Source organism: Fulverythrobacter ferritrahens (assembly GCF_020539485.1).
Lineage (GTDB): Bacteria > Pseudomonadota > Alphaproteobacteria > Sphingomonadales > Sphingomonadaceae > Andeanibacterium > Andeanibacterium ferritrahens.
Genome location: NZ_JACDXU010000007.1, coordinates 1 through 16,527 on the forward strand (window position 1 = coordinate 1; position 16,527 = coordinate 16,527).

Sequence of the window (16,527 nt, forward strand, 5' to 3'; positions counted from 1 at the left end):
CCCGAACTCTAATCCGAGGAACTGTTGTCCGTCTCTGTTGGCGACCGTCCGAACCGCCTCAGTGGCGCCCCGTCCGGTGAACAGCCCTCTAGATACACTCCCCGATTCGAGCAACACCTTTTTTGCATTTTTGTTGCGATATTCCGAAACCTCGCGGAAATCCGGGCTTTACCGGCTGGTAAAATGTTCCGCCGCATAGGGCCGCCCACATGACAATCGCCTCCCCCAGTCCGAATCCGGCGTCAGAAGCGCCCGATCTTCCACCTGAATCGCTTAGGAATCAGGTGCGTAGCGCCGTGCTGTGGCGTTCCGGCTCCCAGATTCTGGGACAGATCATCACCTGGGGCTCCACCTTCCTCGTGATCCGGATCCTCTCCCCATCGGATTACGGCCTCTATGCGATGACATCGGTGGTGCTGGTGCTGCTGAGCCTGATGAACGGCTATGGCCTGGCCAATGCCCTGATCCAGAAACGCGACGCCACTCCGCATATGCTGCGGCAGCTCTTCGGCATGCTGATCCTGCTCAACGTGACCCTGGCTCTGCTGCAGCTCGCCGCCGCTCCACTGGTCGCCGCCTATTACGGGCAGGCCGAGGTAGCGAGCCTCCTGCGTGTGCAGGCCTTGATCTATCTGACCAACCCCTTCCTGGCGCTGGGCTACGCCGTGCTCTCTCGCGAGATGGATTTCCGCAAGCAGGCACAGGTCAACCTTGTCTCGGGGCTGCTCTCGGCCTTTGCCGCCCTCGCCGGGGCGCTGGCGGGTTTGGGTGTCTGGACCCTTGTGCTCGCCCCGCTGACCGGATTTGCCGCCCGTGCACTGGGTATGGCCATTGCCGCGCGGATATTCATTCGTCCGAGCTTCGATTTCCGCGGCGCATGGAGCCTTGCCCGATATGGGGGTATCGTGGCGGTCGGGCAGTTCTTCTGGTTCGTGCAGACCCAGGCCGACATCGTGATCGCCGGCCGTGCCTTCGATCCGCACATGCTGGGCATCTATACGACAAGCCTGTTTCTCACCCAGATGTTCGTCACCAAGTTCGTACCGCCTATCAATGAGGTAGCTTTCAGCGCCTATGCGAAGGTTCAGGATGATGCTCGCGCCATGGCGCTCGGCTTCCTGAAGGCAGTGCGCATATTGATGCTGATCGGCATGCCGTTCTGCCTTGGGCTCGCCGCCACTGCCGATCCACTCGTGCATGTCGTGCTGGGCGAGAAATGGCTAGAGACGGCTCCGGTGATCGCGTTGCTCGGCTTTGCCATGCCTTTCATGACCGTCCAGGTCCTGTTCGGCCCTGCCACCAATGCGGCGGGGCGACCCGGCATATATACGCGTGTGTCGATCCTGGGCGCAGTCCTGCTGCCTGCCACTTTCCTGATCGGCGTGCAATGGGGAGTGACCGGGATCGCCTGGGCATGGGTGGCAGCCTATCCGGTGCTCCTGGCAATCTCAGCAGCCTGGGTGCTGCCGGTGTTGCATGTCAGTCTGCGCGACTTCCTCCGGGCGCTCTCCCCACCCGTATTGGCAGGTATCACCATGTTCCTGGGCGTGAAGCTGTGCGCCCATCTGCTCCCCGCCATGCCGATGCTGGCAAGGCTAGCGCTGCTGGTGGCGGCAGGCGGCGCGATTTACGGCTTGTGGCTGCTGCTCTTCGCGCGCGGGCGGATCACCGAACTGTTTGAACTGGCACGCAGCCGGAAAGGATGATTCACCCTTTAAGCGCCGCAATCGCCCGACGGGTCGCCTCGGCATAAGCGCCAAGGTGGAAGCGATACGTGCCGATGAAATGCGCAAGGCGCGTATCGGCAGGAAGCGGTTCGTTCCAGAAATTGAGGTAGCGATCGTAGGGCAGCAGCACCGGCTCCCCTTCATTGGCGACAATCACGTTCGACATCACCTGCTCGCTGCCCCAGCGCTTCCAGCTCTCACGGCCCAGAATCGCCTCGGCTTCGCGACTGAAATCCTCCGCCGTTCTGCGGCCCAACCCGCCGGGCGCGAAGCCGGTGAAGCCGGCACAGCCGCGCACGTAACAGGAAGGCTGCGGCAGACCCGCGCGGATCTGCGGCAGGATTTCCTCGGTCGCGCCCTGCACGTGGGTTTCAGGGGAGAAAGGATCGAGCCCCGGCGTCGTCTTCACGAAATCACCCACAGGCAGCCACCGGGCCGAATCTTCCCCCTTCAGAGTGAAGTTGCGCCCTTCTGCGATCGCGGCGGCGACTTCCGGCACAGGCCCAAGAGTGACAGTGTCGGAATCGACCTGGATTACATAGGCATCCTTGCGCAGTTCGAGCAGCAGCAGCAGCCTTTCCCACACGCAGCCGCGCGGGCAGGGGCCGACATCCACTTCCGCGATATGGCGGATTTCGGGATCGCCCAGATGGTGGGCAAGGATCGCCTTGTCTGCCGGGGTAAGCGTGCCATCATCGAGAATGACGATCCGCCCACGACGCAAATGCTGGTGAAGAGACTTGATGGCTACCAGATAGGGCAGCAGCACCCTGGTGCCGATCATCGAATAGAGGATCACGCCATCATCGGCGGGAAGCAGCGGAGCCGTGCCCAGCACTGCGCGCGACTGGCGCAAATGAAACTGTTCCCGCAATTTGCGGAGAAGCTTGTCGCGCAACTGGATCATCTCCGGAGCCGCTAGCATATTGGCCCGCAGTTAAGAAGCGGCCGCGCGCGCCATGCGGGCGAGCGCCTTGCGATCGAACCACCACCAGACCGGATGACGGCGGGGTGCGAAGCGGGGCAACCATTCCGGATAGAGCATGGCAAGGCGCCGGGGCAGTCCCGCCGGCCCCTCCCCCCGCATGATCGAGCTGATCATGCGGTTCTGGAAATGCCGGACCGAGTAATTGATCATCCGCCGATACTGGACCAGCAGAGTGGCAGGCTCCAGCAGGCTGGCGGGCTGGCATAGGAAGCCGGCCTGCTGACAGGGGATCACGCGCTGGTCTTGCCAATGATCTTCATTGCGAAGGTCGGTCTTGGCCATGGCGCAGAGCAGGCCATCATCCCCGATCAGGTCTTCCGGCAGACGAATCCCCAAGGCTCGCATTCGATCGATGAACTGCCCGCTCAACGCATAGAGATCGCCGAACATCCCGTGCTGCACGATCATTTCCTGGCGGTAGGCCTCGGCGTGGCGGCCGTTGCGCGGCATGGCAGAGGCGGCATTGGCCTGCGGATCGGCCGCAAGCGCCGCCGCCAGAGCCTCGACCGATCCCGGAAGCACTTCCGCATCGCCATCGACAAAGACGAAGCACCGGGCGGCAATGTCCGGCGTATCGAGCACGAACCGGTTCCAGCTGCGCGATTTGCCGCCTTCCGGATATTCGTGAACCGTAACCCCGGCAAAGCCGCGTGCGATGTCGGCAGTCCGGTCTTTCGAGCCGTTCACCACAACATGCACCGCCACATCCGAATTGCCGAGCGGCAGGCTCGCGAGGCAGCGCGCTATTCGCCGCTCTTCATTATGAGCCAGTATCGCAACTATGATGGGCCGCTTGTCCATGAGCCCGCCCCTAGCCCGGAACGATGAATATTGGCTTGCCGCGCCTGATTCGCTCCCTCCGATTATCCATGGTATAAACGCTGCCATAGCGGGGCTTGGACGAACCCCGCCTGAGGGAGTGCAGGCAATGAGCTGGATCACAGCTGCATCGGCCGCATTGGTCGCGGCAATGACCACCACCCTGGCACCGCAAGATGCCACTTCCGGCAGCGCCCAGCCGCCCGGTAATCGCCCCAGTGATCTGGACGTCTTCAAGACCGGCACTGAAGAATATGACAGGCTGACCGTGCCCGTTACGGTGGAAGGCCAGGGGCCTTATCGTTTCATGATCGATACCGGGGCGCAGGCCACTGTCCTCTCCCGCGAGTTGGCGGACAGGCTCGGTGTGGCGGACAGGAAAGCCGCGACGCTGGTGGGGATTTCCAGCAGCGCGCCGATAGAGGTCGCCCCGGTGATGGAACTCGGGCTGGGCAAGCGCCTCTTCTACATCGAAACGGTGCCGCTGGTGGCGCAGGACAATATCGGCAGCGCGGATGGCATACTCGGCCTCGATTCATTACAGGAACAGCGCGTCCTGCTGGATTTCCGGGCGAAGACCTTCTCCGTGGCCGATGCCGATACGCTGGGCGGGGACAAGGGCTACGACATTGTGGTGCGTGCCCGCCGGGTGCTGGGCCAGCTGATCATCACGGATGCAGAACTGGACGGCGTGAAAGTCTCCGTGATCGTGGGCACTGGCGCGCAGGGCAGCGTGGGCAATCTGGCGCTGCAGGAAAAACTGCGCGGGCGCGAGTTGGGCCAGGCGCAGATGACCGACATCAATGGCGCGATGGAATCCAGCAGCATCCGGATGGCCAGATCCGTCACTATCGGCAGGGTGAAGGTGAGCAATCTGCCCATCGCCTTCGTCGATTCTCCCAGCTTCAAGGCTCTGGGGCTGGGCGACCGGCCCGCCATGGTGCTGGGGATGAGCGAACTGAGGCTGTTCAAGCGCGTGGCGATCGACTTCAAACAACGCAAGGTGCTGTTCGATCTGCCGCCCGGCGCGGGCTGGTTCAATTCGCCTGCGGGAGGCATGGGCAGCCATTGATCCTGTCCGCTGGTTCGGCCCCGCCAGCGCCCTGACTTTGCCGCCGGAAAGCAAAAGCTGGCCGGGCAGCCATTGCCCTTTAGCGGCATAAGGCCCACTTGCTGGCCCATGCCTCCACGCGCTCAATCGACAAACCTCAAAGGCAAGCATGCCGACTGGCGCACAGTGCGCCGCTTCCTGCCCTATCTCTGGACCCGCGAACGCGCCGGGGTGCGCTGGCGATTGGCCGGGGCCGTGGCACTGATCCTTCTTTCGAAGGTCACAGTGCTTTCCATGCCCTATTTCCTGCGCGGGGCGGTGAACACCATGGCCACCCCCGCCACCGAGGCGATGTGGGCGGCGCTCGCGCTGGTGCTGGCCTATACGGCGGCGCGCTTCACCACCACGGCCTTCGACAATATCCGCAATATCGTGTTCGAGCGGATCGGCCAGAGCGCCGTGCAGCATCTGGCGGAGGACGTATTCCGCCGCCTGCACCAACTCTCTTTGCGATTCCATCTTGCCCGCCGCACGGGCGAGGTCACCAAGATTATCGAGCGCGGGACCAAGAGCATCAACACGATGCTCTATTTCCTGTTGTTCAACATTGCCCCCACATTCATCGAGCTGATGGCGATCGGGGTGATCTTCTACCTCAATTTCGGCGTCTCGCTGGTGATTGCGACCTTCCTTGCGGTGGTCGCCTATATCTTCGTCACCACAACCATCACCGAATGGCGCGCCACCCTTCGCGCGCGGATGAACGAGCTGGACGGGCAGGCCCTCTCCCGCGCGGTGGATTCGCTGCTCAATTACGAGACGGTGAAATATTTCGGCGCCGAACAGCGCGAGCAACAGCGTTATTCCCACGCGGCCGAAAGCTACATGCAGGCCGCAACCAAGAGCGAGAACTCGCTTGCCCTGCTCAACATCGCACAGGCGCTGATCACCAATCTGCTGATGGCAGGCGCCATGGCCTACACCGTATGGGGCTGGAGCAAGGGACAGCTCAGCGTAGGCGATCTGGTGTTCGTGAACACTTTCCTGATGCAGCTGTTCCGGCCGCTGGACTTCCTCGGCATGGTCTATCGCACGATCCGCCAGGGGCTGATCGACATGGCCTCCATGTTCGAGCTGATCGATACTCAGGTGGAAGTGAGCGATGCGCCCGGCGCGCCCGCGCTGATCTCCGGCAATCCGATCGTGACCTTCGACAATGTTGTGTTCGGTTATGACAGGGAGCGCACGATCCTGCATGGGCTGAGCCTGGAGGTTCCCGCCGGCAAGCAGGTCGCTATCGTCGGCCCTTCGGGCGCCGGCAAATCCACCATCGGCCGCCTTCTCTTCCGCTTCTACGATCCGTGGGAAGGACGCATCCTGATCGGCGGGCAGGACATCAAGGAGGTTACGCAGGAATCCCTGCGCGCCGCGATCGGCATCGTCCCCCAGGACAGCGTGCTGTTCAACGACACAATCGGCTATAACATCGCCTATGGCCGCGATGGCGCGCATATGGAGGATGTGATCGCAGCCGCCCGCGGCGCCGCGATCCTGCCCTTCGTCGAACGGCTGCCGGATGGCTTTGAAACGCAGGTCGGCGAGCGCGGCCTGAAGCTCTCGGGCGGGGAGAAGCAGCGCGTCGCCATTGCCCGCACATTGGTCAAGAATCCGCCGATCCTGCTGCTCGACGAAGCGACCAGCGCGCTCGATACCCGCACCGAACAGGAGATTCTCGCCACCCTGCGCCGCATCGCGCAGGACCGCACGACGATCTCCATCGCACACAGACTTTCTACGATTGCGGACAGCGACTTGATCTATGTCATGCAAGATGGACGCCTGGCGGAGCAGGGTACACATCTCGAACTGCTGCGATTCGATGGGCTCTATGCCGAAATGTGGGCTCGCCAGCTGATCGAAAGCGACGAACTGGATAGTGCCGCCCAATAGCGGCCTCGGGGAGAAGAGAATGCGCAGATATGCAATGTTCGCCGTTCCGGCACTGATGGCCGGTTCCGTGCTGGCATGGGGTGCCGCACAGGCGAACGACGGCGACGTGCTATATGTTCGCGGCGCGATGCAGCAGGAAATCAATGCCGCGACGAACGAGCTTTGGGACGTTGGCAACAACGCCATGAACGATTCGGGCGGGCTCGACCCGGCCCAGATGGACGAGGCCAAATGGGCACGCCTTGAAAAGGCCGCCCTCGCGCTCAAGCTGGAAGCTGACAAGATGGCTACGGCCGGCACGATCCGCGCTGCCGCTCCGGGACAGGAGAAGGTCGAGGAACCCGGCGCCTATTCGATGGAGGATGTTCAATCCTATATCGACGCCAATCCGCAAAGCTTCCGCGATTTCGCGGCCGGGCTCGCCAAGCATGCGCAGGCTATTGCCGAAACTGCCAAGGCACGGGATGCCGAGAATGCCGGTTTGCTGGTGGGCGAAATCGATCAGGTCTGTGAGGCCTGCCACGCAAAATACTGGTATCCGCAAGGCTGACGGCACGGCCGTTTCGCGGCAGCTATGTGCCTGCCTCCCACTTCATCGAACATGTCCCTTCCCGGGCCGGAGGGCGATTATTCGCGCTCGGCGGGCCTGACGACGGAACAGGTGCAGGCCTGCGGCGTTTGCGCGATACGCCTGCGGAAATCTTCCCACTCCCGATAGAGGGCGTGAAATATGTGCCTTCCCAGAGAGGAGCCTTCCATGACATCGCATCGCATGATTTTCGCCCTTGCCGCGGCCACGCTGGCGCTTGGCGGTTGTAGCAAGGAACCTGCCGCCGAAGACGTGCCGATGACCGTGCATGAGGCGATGACCCAGCATATCGACGTGATCGCGGACGAAGTCTGGGCAGTGGGTAACGCGGCCATGGCCAGCGATGCGCTGATCGATCCGAAACTGATGGACGATGCCAAATGGGCCAAGCTGGCCGATGCTGCCGCGCGGCTGCAGAACGCGGCCACCGAAATGAGCATGCTGAAGAAGCTGGTGGTCAATCGGCCCGGCGTCATCATTTCCGACGAGAACATCGAAGGCGGCACCACGTCCGAACAGGTGCAGAAGAACATCGATGCCGATCCGGAAGGCTTCCGCGGCATGGCCGGCGCCCTTGCCAGCCATATGGGTGACATCGCGGCTGCGGCGAAGGCTCACGATGCCCAGCGTGCCGGGGCGCTGGTGGGGCAGATCGACGGCGTGTGCGAGAACTGCCACCTGGAATTCTGGTATCCTCAGCAGAAGGATCTGGTAAAGCAGATCATGGCTGAAGGCGACGGGGCCGCCGCCAGGAAATAAGGCGGCGCCCCGTTCCTGCTTCCCCATCTTCCGCCCGGCCCGTTCAAATGCCGGGGCGGGCGGAGAGGAATCCCGTCAGAGGATATATTTGCTGAGGTCGCTATTGCCGGCGAGGTCGGCAAGCCTGTCGCGCACATAGTCCGCGTCGATCGTCACAATCTCGCCGCGCCGATCTTCCGCCTCGAAGCTGAGATCCTCGATCAGCCTTTCCATGACGGTCTGCAGGCGGCGTGCACCGATATTCTCGACGCTCTCGTTCACCTGGGCTGCGATCCGGGCAACTTCGCGCACGGCATCCTCGGTGAAGTCCAGCGTGACTTCCTCTGTACCGATCAGCGCCTTGTACTGCTCCACCAGATTGGCTCGTGTTTCGGAGAGGATTCGCACGAAATCCTCCTCTGTCAGGCTGCGCAGCTCCACCCGGATAGGCAGACGCCCCTGCAATTCGGGCAGCATGTCCGACGGCTTGGCCACATGGAACGCGCCGCTGGCGATGAACAGCACATGGTCCGTCTTCATCGGCCCATATTTGGTGGCCACAGTAGTGCCTTCGATCAGCGGCAGCAGATCGCGCTGCACGCCTTCACGGCTCACGGAACCGCCGCGCACATCGGAAGCGGCGATCTTGTCGATCTCGTCGAGGAAGACGATTCCGTTCGTTTCGGCGTCGGCCAGCGCGACCCGCGCGACATCGTCCTGGTCCATGCGCTTCTCGGCCTCCTCGTCCACCAGCTTGTCCCACGCATCGGGAACCTTGAGCTTGCGACGCTTGAGATTCTGCCGGCCGAAGGCCTTGCTCATCATCTGGGATAGGTCGATCATGCCGACATTGCCGCCCATGCCCTGAATATCCATCGGCATGGCGGGGCTGTCTTCCACCTCGATCTCGACCTCGACGTCATTCATGGCGTTCTGGACGATACGCTGGCGGAAGCTCTCGCGCGTGGCTTCGGAAGCATTCTCTCCAACCAGCGCCTTGAGCAGGCGATCCATCGCGGCCTTGCTGGCGGCTTCCCGCACAGCCTCGCGGCGGCGTTCCTTCTCCAGCCGCACGGCCTCCTCCGCCAGATCGCGCGCGATCTGTTCCACATCGCGGCCGACATAGCCGACTTCCGTGAACTTCGTCGCTTCCACCTTCACGAAGGGCGCATCAGCCAGCTTGGCGAGGCGACGGCTGATCTCCGTCTTGCCGCAGCCCGTGGGCCCGATCATCAGGATGTTCTTGGGCGTCACCTCATCGCGCAGTTCCGCGCCGAGGCGCTGGCGGCGCCAGCGATTGCGCAGCGCGACCGCCACCGCACGCTTGGCCTCGGCCTGGCCGATGATGTGTTCATCCAATGCGGCGACAATCGCCTTGGGGGTCAATGTGTCAGTCATGATGAGATTCAGATAGCCTCGACCGTCACGCGGTCATTGGTGAAGACGCAGATGTCGGCTGCCACTGCCATGGCGCGGCGGGCGATCACTTCTGCATCCTGTTCGTAAGCATCGATAGCGCGGGCGGCGGCCAGCGCATAATTGCCGCCCGATCCGATCGCGGCGATTTGCGATTCCGGGCCGCCCTCCGGCTCCAGCACGTCGCCATTGCCGGTCAACACCAGCAAGGCGTCCTTGTCGGCCACGATCATCAGGGCTTCCAGGTTGCGCAGATATTTGTCGGTGCGCCAGTCTTTCGCCAGTTCCACCGCAGCGCGCAGCAACTGGCCGCTATATTGCTCCAGCTTTTTTTCGAGCCGTTCGAACAGGGTGAAGGCATCGGCGGTCGCCCCGGCGAAACCGGCAATCACGTTGCCACCCGCCCCGATGCGGCGCACCTTGCGCGCATTGGGCTTCATCACCGTGTTGCCCATGGAAACCTGTCCATCGCCCGCGATGACGGTCTTACCGTCTTTCTTCACGCCGATGATGGTAGTGCCGTGCCACTGGATCAGGCCGTGGCGATTGTCGCTTTCACTCATGGGGCGAATATGGGCGCTCACCCTCAGCCGTTCAAGCGGCCGGGTGGCCGCCAGAAATCAGCTGCCGTTCGGACCTGGGCCACCGGGAGCATTGGAACCCATCGCACCAACCTGGCCGATATTGCCGAACAGATCTTCGAGGAAGCCACGCTCCTTGCCGAGAACGGGCGTCTTGTCCCCTTCGGGGCTGATCTGGGCAACCTTGTCCATGCCCCAGCGCTCGGCGGAAACCACATTGCCCTTCTCGTCAAAGGTCACGGCCAGCACGGAATGCTGCCCGATACGCGGCTTGCGGAACGGCTTCTGGTAAGTGGTGCTGGAAACGTAATACCAGATCGGATTGCCAAATTCGCTGGCGAAGGTCGGCCGGCCAAGAGTGCCTTCCACCGATTCCCGGTTATCGATGCCCGGCTGCACGGCCTGCACAAGCGCCTCGTCAGCGATGTAGCCGCGATGATCCGAGATGGAGCTGCACCCGGCCAACAAGGCCGCGAGCGTCACTATCGCAGCGATCCGAACCTTGGGCATCATCTATTCGGTCTCCGAACCTCGCCAGTGGAACACCGGCCGTCCTGCAATCAATTGCCTTGTGCTTTAGCAAGCAGTATCGGCGCGAGCCTTAAGGACAAGCGTCCCCTTGCGCAATGGCGCTTGGGGACCAGAGCCATCGGCCGTGCGGATTTAATCGCGGCTGAACGAAAAGGACCAGCCAGAAACGTGAAACTCCTGTCCCGCCTCTTTGCCCGCTCGCAAGACCCGCGCCAGGGTGTCCAGGCGCTGTGGCACCGCGTGGTGGAAATCGCTCGCGACAAGGAATGGTACGCGCAGCGGAGCGTGGCCGACACGCTGGAGGGGCGTTTCGATATGATCACGGCTGTCCTTGCCATGGTGCTGCTGCGGCTGGAGCGGGACGAGAACATGGCCCATCCTTGCGTCTATCTCACCGAACTGTTCGTGGACGACATGGAAGGCCAGCTGCGCGAGAGCGGCGTGGGCGATGTCGTGGTGGGCAAGCATATGGGCAAGCTGATGTCCGCGCTGGGCGGCCGGCTGGGCGCCTTTCGCGAGGCGCTGGCCCAGGATGACAACAACGCGCTGGAGGAAGCGGTGGCCCGCAACCTGCGCCTGCTGGATGGTGCTTCGCCCGTGGCTGCGGCGGCCGGGCTGCGCGATTTCCATGACCGGCTCTGCACCGTTCCCGCAGAACGTATTCTGGCAGCGGAGATCTGAGCATGACCCAGACCCCTGAATTTTCCCGCATGATCGACATCCGCTCGGTGGACGAGCGCGTGCGGCATCTGGAAGCTGACGAGGCGGAGCGCGCGGCGCTGGCCCGCCGCTTCGGCCTTATCTCCATCGGAAAGCTGGAAGCTGACGTTGCGCTGGTGAAAGACGGCACCGCCGTGGATGCCAACGGCACGCTGAATGCCAAGATCGTGCAAAGCTGCGCCGTGACCGGAGATGACTTGCCCGTAACGATTCGGGAGGAATTCACGCTGCGTTTCGTTGAAGAAACACAGGCGGAAATCACCGAAGGGGAGGAAGTGGAGCTGGAGGCCGAGGAACTGGACGAGATTCCCTATACGGGCACGTCGTTCGATCTTGGCGAGGCCGTGGCGCAGGGGCTGGCGCTGGCTATCGATCCTTACGCCACCGGGCCGAATGCTGAAAAGGTGCGGAAGGAAGCTGGTCTTCTGGATGAAAGCGCCAGCGGGCCCTTTGCCGCGCTGGCTGCCCTCAAGGGAAAGAAGGCCGACTGACCGCCAGCCCGCTTTCCCGATAAAGGGCGGCGATCAGAACGGGATATCGTCGTCCAGATCGTCGCCGAAATTGCTGCCGCCGCCGGCAGGAGCACCGCCGCCCCAGCCGCCTGAGGACGAGCCGCCTGAGGAAGAACCTCCGCCGCCATAGGAACCGCCGCCACCGGCGCCACCTTCGTTCCAGCCGCCGCTGCGCTGGCCACCGCCACCGCCGCCAGCACCGCCCTGCGGCCCATCGAGCATGGTCATCACCGCGCCGGGGCCCTGCAGCACCACTTCGGTGGTGTAGCGGTCATTACCCGACTGGTCCTGCCATTTGCGGGTACGCAGCTGGCCTTCGATATAGACCTTGCTGCCCTTGCGCAGGAAGCGTTCGGCAACGCCGGCGAGACCTTCAGAGAAGATCGCCACGCTATGCCATTCGGTGCGTTCCTGCTTCTGGCCGGTGTTGCGATCCTTCCAGCTTTCCGACGTGGCGATGCGCAGGTTGCACACCTTCCCGCCATTCTGGAACGAGCGGACTTCCGGGTCCGCACCCAGATTGCCGACCAGAATGACCTTGTTGACGCTGCCTGCCATGAACTTCCTCTTTGGGCTACGGACCCGGCGCTGGCGCGCCGGAAAATGATTCCCGCAAGGATGTAAGCCCCGGCCAGCCGCAAGCCAACCTCGCCGCCATCCTTTTGCACGATCAAGCTACAGCCCCAGCGCAGTGGCCGTCCAGAACGTAAGCCCCGCGAAGATGTAGGCCAGGCCGAAGAGATAGGCGAGCATGAAGGCAGGCCACTTCCATCCGTTGGTTTCCCGGCGGGCCACGGCGATGGTAGAAAGACACTGCGGCGCGAAGACGAACCAGGCGAGGAAGGCCAGCGCCATCGGCAGGGTCCAGCGCGAACCGAGCCGGTCTTCCAGCGCGGAGGCCGCGGCATCCTCGTCCGAAGCGTCGATGGCATAGGTCGTCGCCAATGCGGAAACCGCCACTTCGCGCGCCGCCATGGCCGGCACCAGCGCCAGTGCCATTTCGTGATTGAAGCCGATGGGCCGCACCACCACTTCCACCCCGCTGGCGAGCTTGCCCGCGATGGAAGCATTGAGCTGGCTTTCGCCCGGCCCTGCCTTGGGGAAGCTGAGCAGCACCCACAGCACCACGGTGACGGTGAAGATGATCGTGCCCGCGCGCCGCAGGAATACCCAGGCCCGCTGCCACAGCCCGATCAGCAGATCGGAAATGCGGGGAAGCTGATATTTGGGCAGTTCCATGATGAAGCCGGAAGCCGCGCCCTTGGTCACCGAACGGCGCAGCACCAAAGCCGCCCCCATCGCACCCACGATCCCCGCGACATAGAGGCCGAACAGCACCAGCCCCTGCAACCCGATGCCCGGACCCACCGTGGTGGCGGGAATGAAGGCGCCGATGATCACGGCATAGACCGGCAGACGCGCCGAACAGGTCATCAGCGGGGCGATCAGGATCGTGGTCAGCCGGTCCTTGGGATCAGCAATGCTGCGCGTGGCCATGATACCGGGAATGGCGCAGGCAAAGCTGGACAGCAGCGGAATGAAGCTGCGACCAGAAAGGCCCACAGAAGCCATCAGGCGGTCCATGATGAAGGCCGCGCGAGCCATATATCCGGTCGCTTCCATCACCAGGATGAAGAAGAACAGGATCACGATCTGGGGCAGGAATACTACCACGGAGCCGACGCCCGCCAGCACGCCCTGCACCAGCAGATCCTGCACGAAACCGGCAGGGATGATCTGGGTAGCCAGTTCGGAAAGCCAGGCCACCACCCCTTCGAGCGCATCGGCAAAGGGCGTGGCCCAGGCGAACACGGCCTGGAAGATGACGAAGAGCAGCGCGAACAGGATCGGCGGGCCGAGCCAGGGATGCAGCAGCACCTTGTCCATCCGGGCATGCAGCCGGTGCTGGCGAGTTTCAGAAAGAATGGCGCCCTTGGCGATGTTATTGGCCGCCAGCCTGCGTTCCGGCAGGGTGATATGCGGACGCGGATGATCCTTGGGATCGCTTTCCGCCCGCGCTTCAGCCGCAGCGATAGCCTGCGCCAGTTCGGCCAGGCCGCGGCGGCGCACGGCAACAGTGGGAATCACCGGCACGCCGAGCGCCTGCTCCAGCGCCGCCGGATCGATCACCAGCCCGTCACGCTCGGCCAGATCGACCATGTTGAGCGCCACCACGGTGGGGCGCCCGAGTTCGAGTACTTCCTGCGCGAAGACGAGATGCTGTTCGATGTTCGAGGCATCGAGCACCACGATCAGCACATCGGGCTGCGCCTCGCCGGGGAATTCTCCGAAAATGACCTTGCGGGTCACTTCTTCGTCCGGGCTGGTCGCATCGAAGCCATAGCTGCCGGGCAGGTCGATCAGTTCCACTGGCTCGCCTGTCGGCAACACCAGCCGCCCGGCCTTTCGCTCCACAGTGACGCCGGGATAATTGGCGATCTTCTGCCGCGCGCCGGTCAGCGCGTTGAACAGCGCGCTTTTGCCTGCGTTGGGGTTGCCGACGAGGGCGGCGATCCGCTTGCCGATCATCGTGCCGCCTCCGCCAGTTCTTCGACTTCCATCGCGCGGGCGTGGTTGCGGCGCAGGGCCACGGTCATGCGGCCCACTTCAAGCGCAATCGGATCCTTGCCCGCGAACACACCGCGATGGGCGATTTCCACCTCGGCCCCAGTGTCGATCCCCAGAGCACGAAGGCGAGTCGCCTCCTCAGGGGCGAGAATTCCCCAATCGACAGCGATAATGCGAGCGCGGCGGCCGGTCGGCAAGGCATCGAGGTTCATGCCTGTCCGCTGCCAGACTTGGGAGCTAATTGCAACTGGTTCGCAATTAGAAAATTGGGTTCCGCATGCGAGGGCGCGGGTCTGCTCGTCCCGAAAGACAAGCTGGCCTCTTCAAACAATCACGCAAGAGCGCAGAAATCCTACCGCGCCGGGTAGCGCAGCCTTCCCAGGAAGCGGGTCATCGAAAAGCCCTCGCGGTCGCGCAGCAGGTTGGCCTTGGCCTTTTCGAATTTCATGATCCCTTCGATCCGGCGATCCAGGAAAGCACGGGTTTCCGCCTTGCCTTCGCTCTCGTCGCTCACGAACACCGCCAGCGTGGCGCCATAAATGCCTTCGAGGATCGCGCGCTTGGTGTAGTAATTGTAATCGGCTGCCGTATCGCCAGCCAGCCGCCACATCAGATCGGCACTGCGCCAGCCCTGTCGCAAGGCGGCAGGGGCGTTTTGCGGCATGGTCTGGATAGCCAGCGCGCGGCGCATCGCCTCTTCCCGGCCAATCGCGGCAGAGAGGCGGAACCACACCAGTCCGCGGATTTTCTCGCGGATTTTCATCCCCGCCAGCACTTCGGGCGGGAAGGCGCGGATCATGGCTGCATCGACATGTTCCACCCACGCCGCGATCAGGTCCATCGCGCCGCCGGGAAAGGCCAGCCGGGCAATGGCGGGATCGATCCCCGCGCTCTGCGCTGCGGCTTCCACGGCCGCATCGCTCCAGCCATCAAACGCGGCGGCATCGGCCACCAGCGGGGCAAGCGCCAGCCGGATTTCATCCAGCGTGGGATCTTGCGGCAGAGCCTCAGAAGCCAGGGCCATAACGCACCGATCCTTCCCGTTCGCCCTTGGGCTTCTGGTTCTTTTCGATTTCCTGGGCGAGAGCGCCGTTCGCCCCGTCAAACATTGCATAGTCGCGCGCGCTGCGTCCGGAGCTGTCCGCCCGATCGGGGTCCGCGCCGCCCTTCAGCAGAACGCGCATCATCGGAATATCGCGCCGGTGGACCGCCGCGATCAGCGGGGTTTCGCCGGTGGCATTGGCCACATCCACCTTGGCCCCGCGCCTGATCAGTTCCTGCGCGCCTTCGATGAAGCCGATCTGCGTGGCCAGAACCAGCGGAGTTACGCCCTTCTTGTCCTGAATATTGGTGTTCGCGCCCTTCTGGCACAGGAACTGGATCCAGACCATGTTGCGCTGGCTCACCGCGATGTGAAGCGCGGACTCGCCCGTGGTGATGTCCTGCGAATTGACCAGGGTATTGCTGTGGTCCTGCAGCAGCTTGACCACCTCGTCCCCCTTGCCGTCCTTCACGGCCTTGAGGAACTGGTAACCGGGGGAATATTGCGCCTGTGCGGGTGTCGCCAGTGCCAGTGCCCCTGCGACTGCCGGAAGGACCAATGCCGAAATGCGCCCAAGCCGCGCCACTGTGCAATCTCCTGCCTTTTCGGACCCGATGTTGAGAGCCCCTGTTTGACTCACCCCTTGCGATAGGCGGGTTAGCAGAGCATGAACCGGCGCGCCATGTGGAAAGCCAAACACGCATTCGCCCCTTTTGCCGCAATCGCCCTGACATTAGCCCTGACGGGCTGCGGGCAGAAATCCTCCGGCGGGGTTCCGGCCGACGCGCCTCTGGCCGGCGCGGCCATCGGCGGTCCCTTCGATCTGGTGGACGCGGCGGGCAAACCGGTCAAATGGTCGGATTTCGACGGGAAGTACCGCATCGTCTATTTCGGCTATACCTATTGCCCTGACGTGTGCCCCACCGATGTCGGCCGGATCATGCAGGGTTTTGCCAAGTTCAAGGCCGATGAGCCGGAACTGGCCGCAAAGGTGCAGCCAATCTTCATCTCCATCGATCCCGAGCGCGATACGCCCGCCAAGGTGGGTGAGTTCACACATGCCTTTTCGGACGATCTGATCGGCCTGACCGGCACGCCCGGGCAGGTGAAAGCCGCTGCCGAAGCTTTCAAGGTCTTTTACCGCAAGGGCGAAACTTCCGCGGGGGGCGGCTATCTCGTCGATCACAGCAGCGTCACTTACCTAATGAGCCCGAAGGGAGAGCCCATCGCGCTGCTGCCGGTGGACAAGGGGCCCGATGCCGTGGCGGCGGACCTTGCCCGCTGGGTGAGCTAGA

18 protein-coding genes are annotated in these 16,527 nt (G+C 63.1%); 8 read left to right on the top strand and 10 right to left on the bottom strand.

Translation table 11 applies throughout. The features are described from left to right. Positions 1-284: 284 nt before the first annotated feature. On the top strand, positions 285-1,706 hold the full coding sequence (locus H0274_RS15190) for a lipopolysaccharide biosynthesis protein (protein ID WP_226796457.1): 1,422 nt from the start codon (positions 285-287) through the stop codon (positions 1,704-1,706). Between the two features lies 1 nt (position 1,707). On the opposite strand, the gene H0274_RS15195 is transcribed toward H0274_RS15190, so the two are convergent. Next, the gene (locus H0274_RS15195) at positions 1,708-2,652 is read right to left on the bottom strand and encodes a hypothetical protein (RefSeq protein WP_226796459.1); all 945 of its coding nucleotides are present in this window, start codon (positions 2,650-2,652) and stop codon (positions 1,708-1,710) included. Positions 2,653-2,664: 12 nt separating this feature from the next. Continuing rightward, on the bottom strand, positions 2,665-3,516 hold the full coding sequence (locus H0274_RS15200; RefSeq protein ID WP_226796461.1) for a glycosyltransferase family A protein: 852 nt from the start codon (positions 3,514-3,516) through the stop codon (positions 2,665-2,667). Between the two features lie 127 nt (positions 3,517-3,643). Here H0274_RS15200 and H0274_RS15205 point away from each other — a divergent pair, with 127 nt between their 5' ends. The 4 genes from H0274_RS15205 to H0274_RS15220 all read left to right on the top strand — a co-directional run bounded on the left by H0274_RS15205 (position 3,644) and on the right by H0274_RS15220 (position 7,883). Continuing rightward, positions 3,644-4,606, top strand: a complete 963-nt coding sequence (locus H0274_RS15205; RefSeq protein ID WP_226796462.1) for a retroviral-like aspartic protease family protein — start codon at positions 3,644-3,646, stop codon at positions 4,604-4,606. Positions 4,607-4,714: 108 nt separating this feature from the next. Continuing rightward, positions 4,715-6,535 carry an ABCB family ABC transporter ATP-binding protein/permease gene (locus tag H0274_RS15210; protein ID WP_226796464.1) on the top strand — a complete coding sequence of 607 codons (1,821 nt, stop codon included), beginning with the start codon at positions 4,715-4,717 and terminating at the stop codon, positions 6,533-6,535. Positions 6,536-6,554: 19 nt separating this feature from the next. Then, a complete protein-coding gene (locus H0274_RS15215; protein WP_226796466.1) occupies positions 6,555-7,085 on the top strand; it encodes a cytochrome c in 531 nt (176 codons plus the stop codon). A 207-nt stretch (positions 7,086-7,292) separates the two neighbouring features. After that, a complete protein-coding gene (locus tag H0274_RS15220) occupies positions 7,293-7,883 on the top strand; it encodes a cytochrome c (protein ID WP_226796467.1) in 591 nt (196 codons plus the stop codon). A 75-nt stretch (positions 7,884-7,958) separates the two neighbouring features. Here H0274_RS15220 and hslU read toward each other — a convergent pair whose 3' ends face one another. The 3 genes from hslU to H0274_RS15235 are packed head-to-tail and all read right to left on the bottom strand — an operon-like array spanning position 7,959 to position 10,372. Further along, on the bottom strand, positions 7,959-9,260 hold the full coding sequence (hslU, locus tag H0274_RS15225) for an ATP-dependent protease ATPase subunit HslU (RefSeq protein WP_226796468.1): 1,302 nt from the start codon (positions 9,258-9,260) through the stop codon (positions 7,959-7,961). Positions 9,261-9,268: 8 nt separating this feature from the next. Then, positions 9,269-9,841, bottom strand: a complete 573-nt coding sequence (gene hslV, locus H0274_RS15230) for an ATP-dependent protease subunit HslV (RefSeq protein WP_319018306.1) — start codon at positions 9,839-9,841, stop codon at positions 9,269-9,271. 57 nt (positions 9,842-9,898) lie between these two features. Then, positions 9,899-10,372 carry an outer membrane protein assembly factor BamE gene (locus H0274_RS15235; protein WP_226796469.1) on the bottom strand — a complete coding sequence of 158 codons (474 nt, stop codon included), beginning with the start codon at positions 10,370-10,372 and terminating at the stop codon, positions 9,899-9,901. Positions 10,373-10,558: 186 nt separating this feature from the next. Between H0274_RS15235 and H0274_RS15240 the strand changes: the two genes are divergently transcribed. Next, positions 10,559-11,071, top strand: a complete 513-nt coding sequence (locus H0274_RS15240; protein WP_226796470.1) for a ubiquinol-cytochrome C chaperone family protein — start codon at positions 10,559-10,561, stop codon at positions 11,069-11,071. Between the two features lie 2 nt (positions 11,072-11,073). Further along, entirely contained in the window at positions 11,074-11,601 is a 528-nt protein-coding gene (locus H0274_RS15245) for a YceD family protein (RefSeq protein WP_226796472.1), read from the top strand. Positions 11,602-11,634: 33 nt separating this feature from the next. Here H0274_RS15245 and ssb read toward each other — a convergent pair whose 3' ends face one another. The 5 genes from ssb to H0274_RS15270 all read right to left on the bottom strand — a co-directional run bounded on the left by ssb (position 11,635) and on the right by H0274_RS15270 (position 15,818). Next, a complete protein-coding gene (gene ssb, locus H0274_RS15250; protein ID WP_226796474.1) occupies positions 11,635-12,180 on the bottom strand; it encodes a single-stranded DNA-binding protein in 546 nt (181 codons plus the stop codon). A 117-nt stretch (positions 12,181-12,297) separates the two neighbouring features. Continuing rightward, positions 12,298-14,151: a ferrous iron transporter B gene (feoB, locus tag H0274_RS15255; protein ID WP_226796475.1), complete on the bottom strand. Its 1,854-nt coding sequence runs from the start codon at positions 14,149-14,151 to the stop codon at positions 12,298-12,300. Next, positions 14,148-14,402, bottom strand: a complete 255-nt coding sequence (locus tag H0274_RS15260; protein WP_226796476.1) for a FeoA family protein — start codon at positions 14,400-14,402, stop codon at positions 14,148-14,150. The genes feoB and H0274_RS15260 overlap by 4 nt, the downstream gene beginning before the upstream one ends. Positions 14,403-14,542: 140 nt before the next feature. Beyond that, positions 14,543-15,214 carry a COQ9 family protein gene (locus tag H0274_RS15265; protein WP_226796479.1) on the bottom strand — a complete coding sequence of 224 codons (672 nt, stop codon included), beginning with the start codon at positions 15,212-15,214 and terminating at the stop codon, positions 14,543-14,545. Beyond that, the gene (locus H0274_RS15270; RefSeq protein ID WP_226796481.1) at positions 15,198-15,818 is read right to left on the bottom strand and encodes an ankyrin repeat domain-containing protein; all 621 of its coding nucleotides are present in this window, start codon (positions 15,816-15,818) and stop codon (positions 15,198-15,200) included. The genes H0274_RS15265 and H0274_RS15270 overlap by 17 nt, the downstream gene beginning before the upstream one ends. Before the next feature lie 81 nt (positions 15,819-15,899). On the opposite strand from H0274_RS15270, the gene H0274_RS15275 reads away from it, so the two are divergent. Continuing rightward, positions 15,900-16,526 (top strand): SCO family protein, encoded by a 627-nt coding sequence (locus tag H0274_RS15275; protein ID WP_226796483.1) that lies wholly within the window; start codon positions 15,900-15,902, stop codon positions 16,524-16,526. The last annotated feature ends 1 nt before the right edge of the window (position 16,527 follow it).

What these genes read in the sequence shown, in the direction of transcription:
- H0274_RS15275 (WP_226796483.1), top strand. Translation starts at nt 15,900, where the DNA reads ATGAACCGGCGCGCCATGTGGAAAGCCAAACACGCATTCGCCCCTTTT.
- H0274_RS15265 (WP_226796479.1), bottom strand. Translation starts at nt 15,214, where the DNA reads ATGGCCCTGGCTTCTGAGGCTCTGCCGCAAGATCCCACGCTGGATGAA.
- H0274_RS15215 (WP_226796466.1), top strand. Translation starts at nt 6,555, where the DNA reads ATGCGCAGATATGCAATGTTCGCCGTTCCGGCACTGATGGCCGGTTCC.
- H0274_RS15200 (WP_226796461.1), bottom strand. Translation starts at nt 3,516, where the DNA reads ATGGACAAGCGGCCCATCATAGTTGCGATACTGGCTCATAATGAAGAG.
- H0274_RS15220 (WP_226796467.1), top strand. Translation starts at nt 7,293, where the DNA reads ATGACATCGCATCGCATGATTTTCGCCCTTGCCGCGGCCACGCTGGCG.
- H0274_RS15210 (WP_226796464.1), top strand. Translation starts at nt 4,715, where the DNA reads ATGCCTCCACGCGCTCAATCGACAAACCTCAAAGGCAAGCATGCCGAC.
- H0274_RS15205 (WP_226796462.1), top strand. Translation starts at nt 3,644, where the DNA reads ATGAGCTGGATCACAGCTGCATCGGCCGCATTGGTCGCGGCAATGACC.
- hslV (WP_319018306.1), bottom strand. Translation starts at nt 9,841, where the DNA reads ATGAGTGAAAGCGACAATCGCCACGGCCTGATCCAGTGGCACGGCACT.
- hslU (WP_226796468.1), bottom strand. Translation starts at nt 9,260, where the DNA reads ATGACTGACACATTGACCCCCAAGGCGATTGTCGCCGCATTGGATGAA.
- ssb (WP_226796474.1), bottom strand. Translation starts at nt 12,180, where the DNA reads ATGGCAGGCAGCGTCAACAAGGTCATTCTGGTCGGCAATCTGGGTGCG.
- feoB (WP_226796475.1), bottom strand. Translation starts at nt 14,151, where the DNA reads ATGATCGGCAAGCGGATCGCCGCCCTCGTCGGCAACCCCAACGCAGGC.
- H0274_RS15260 (WP_226796476.1), bottom strand. Translation starts at nt 14,402, where the DNA reads ATGAACCTCGATGCCTTGCCGACCGGCCGCCGCGCTCGCATTATCGCT.
- H0274_RS15245 (WP_226796472.1), top strand. Translation starts at nt 11,074, where the DNA reads ATGACCCAGACCCCTGAATTTTCCCGCATGATCGACATCCGCTCGGTG.
- H0274_RS15235 (WP_226796469.1), bottom strand. Translation starts at nt 10,372, where the DNA reads ATGATGCCCAAGGTTCGGATCGCTGCGATAGTGACGCTCGCGGCCTTG.
- H0274_RS15195 (WP_226796459.1), bottom strand. Translation starts at nt 2,652, where the DNA reads ATGCTAGCGGCTCCGGAGATGATCCAGTTGCGCGACAAGCTTCTCCGC.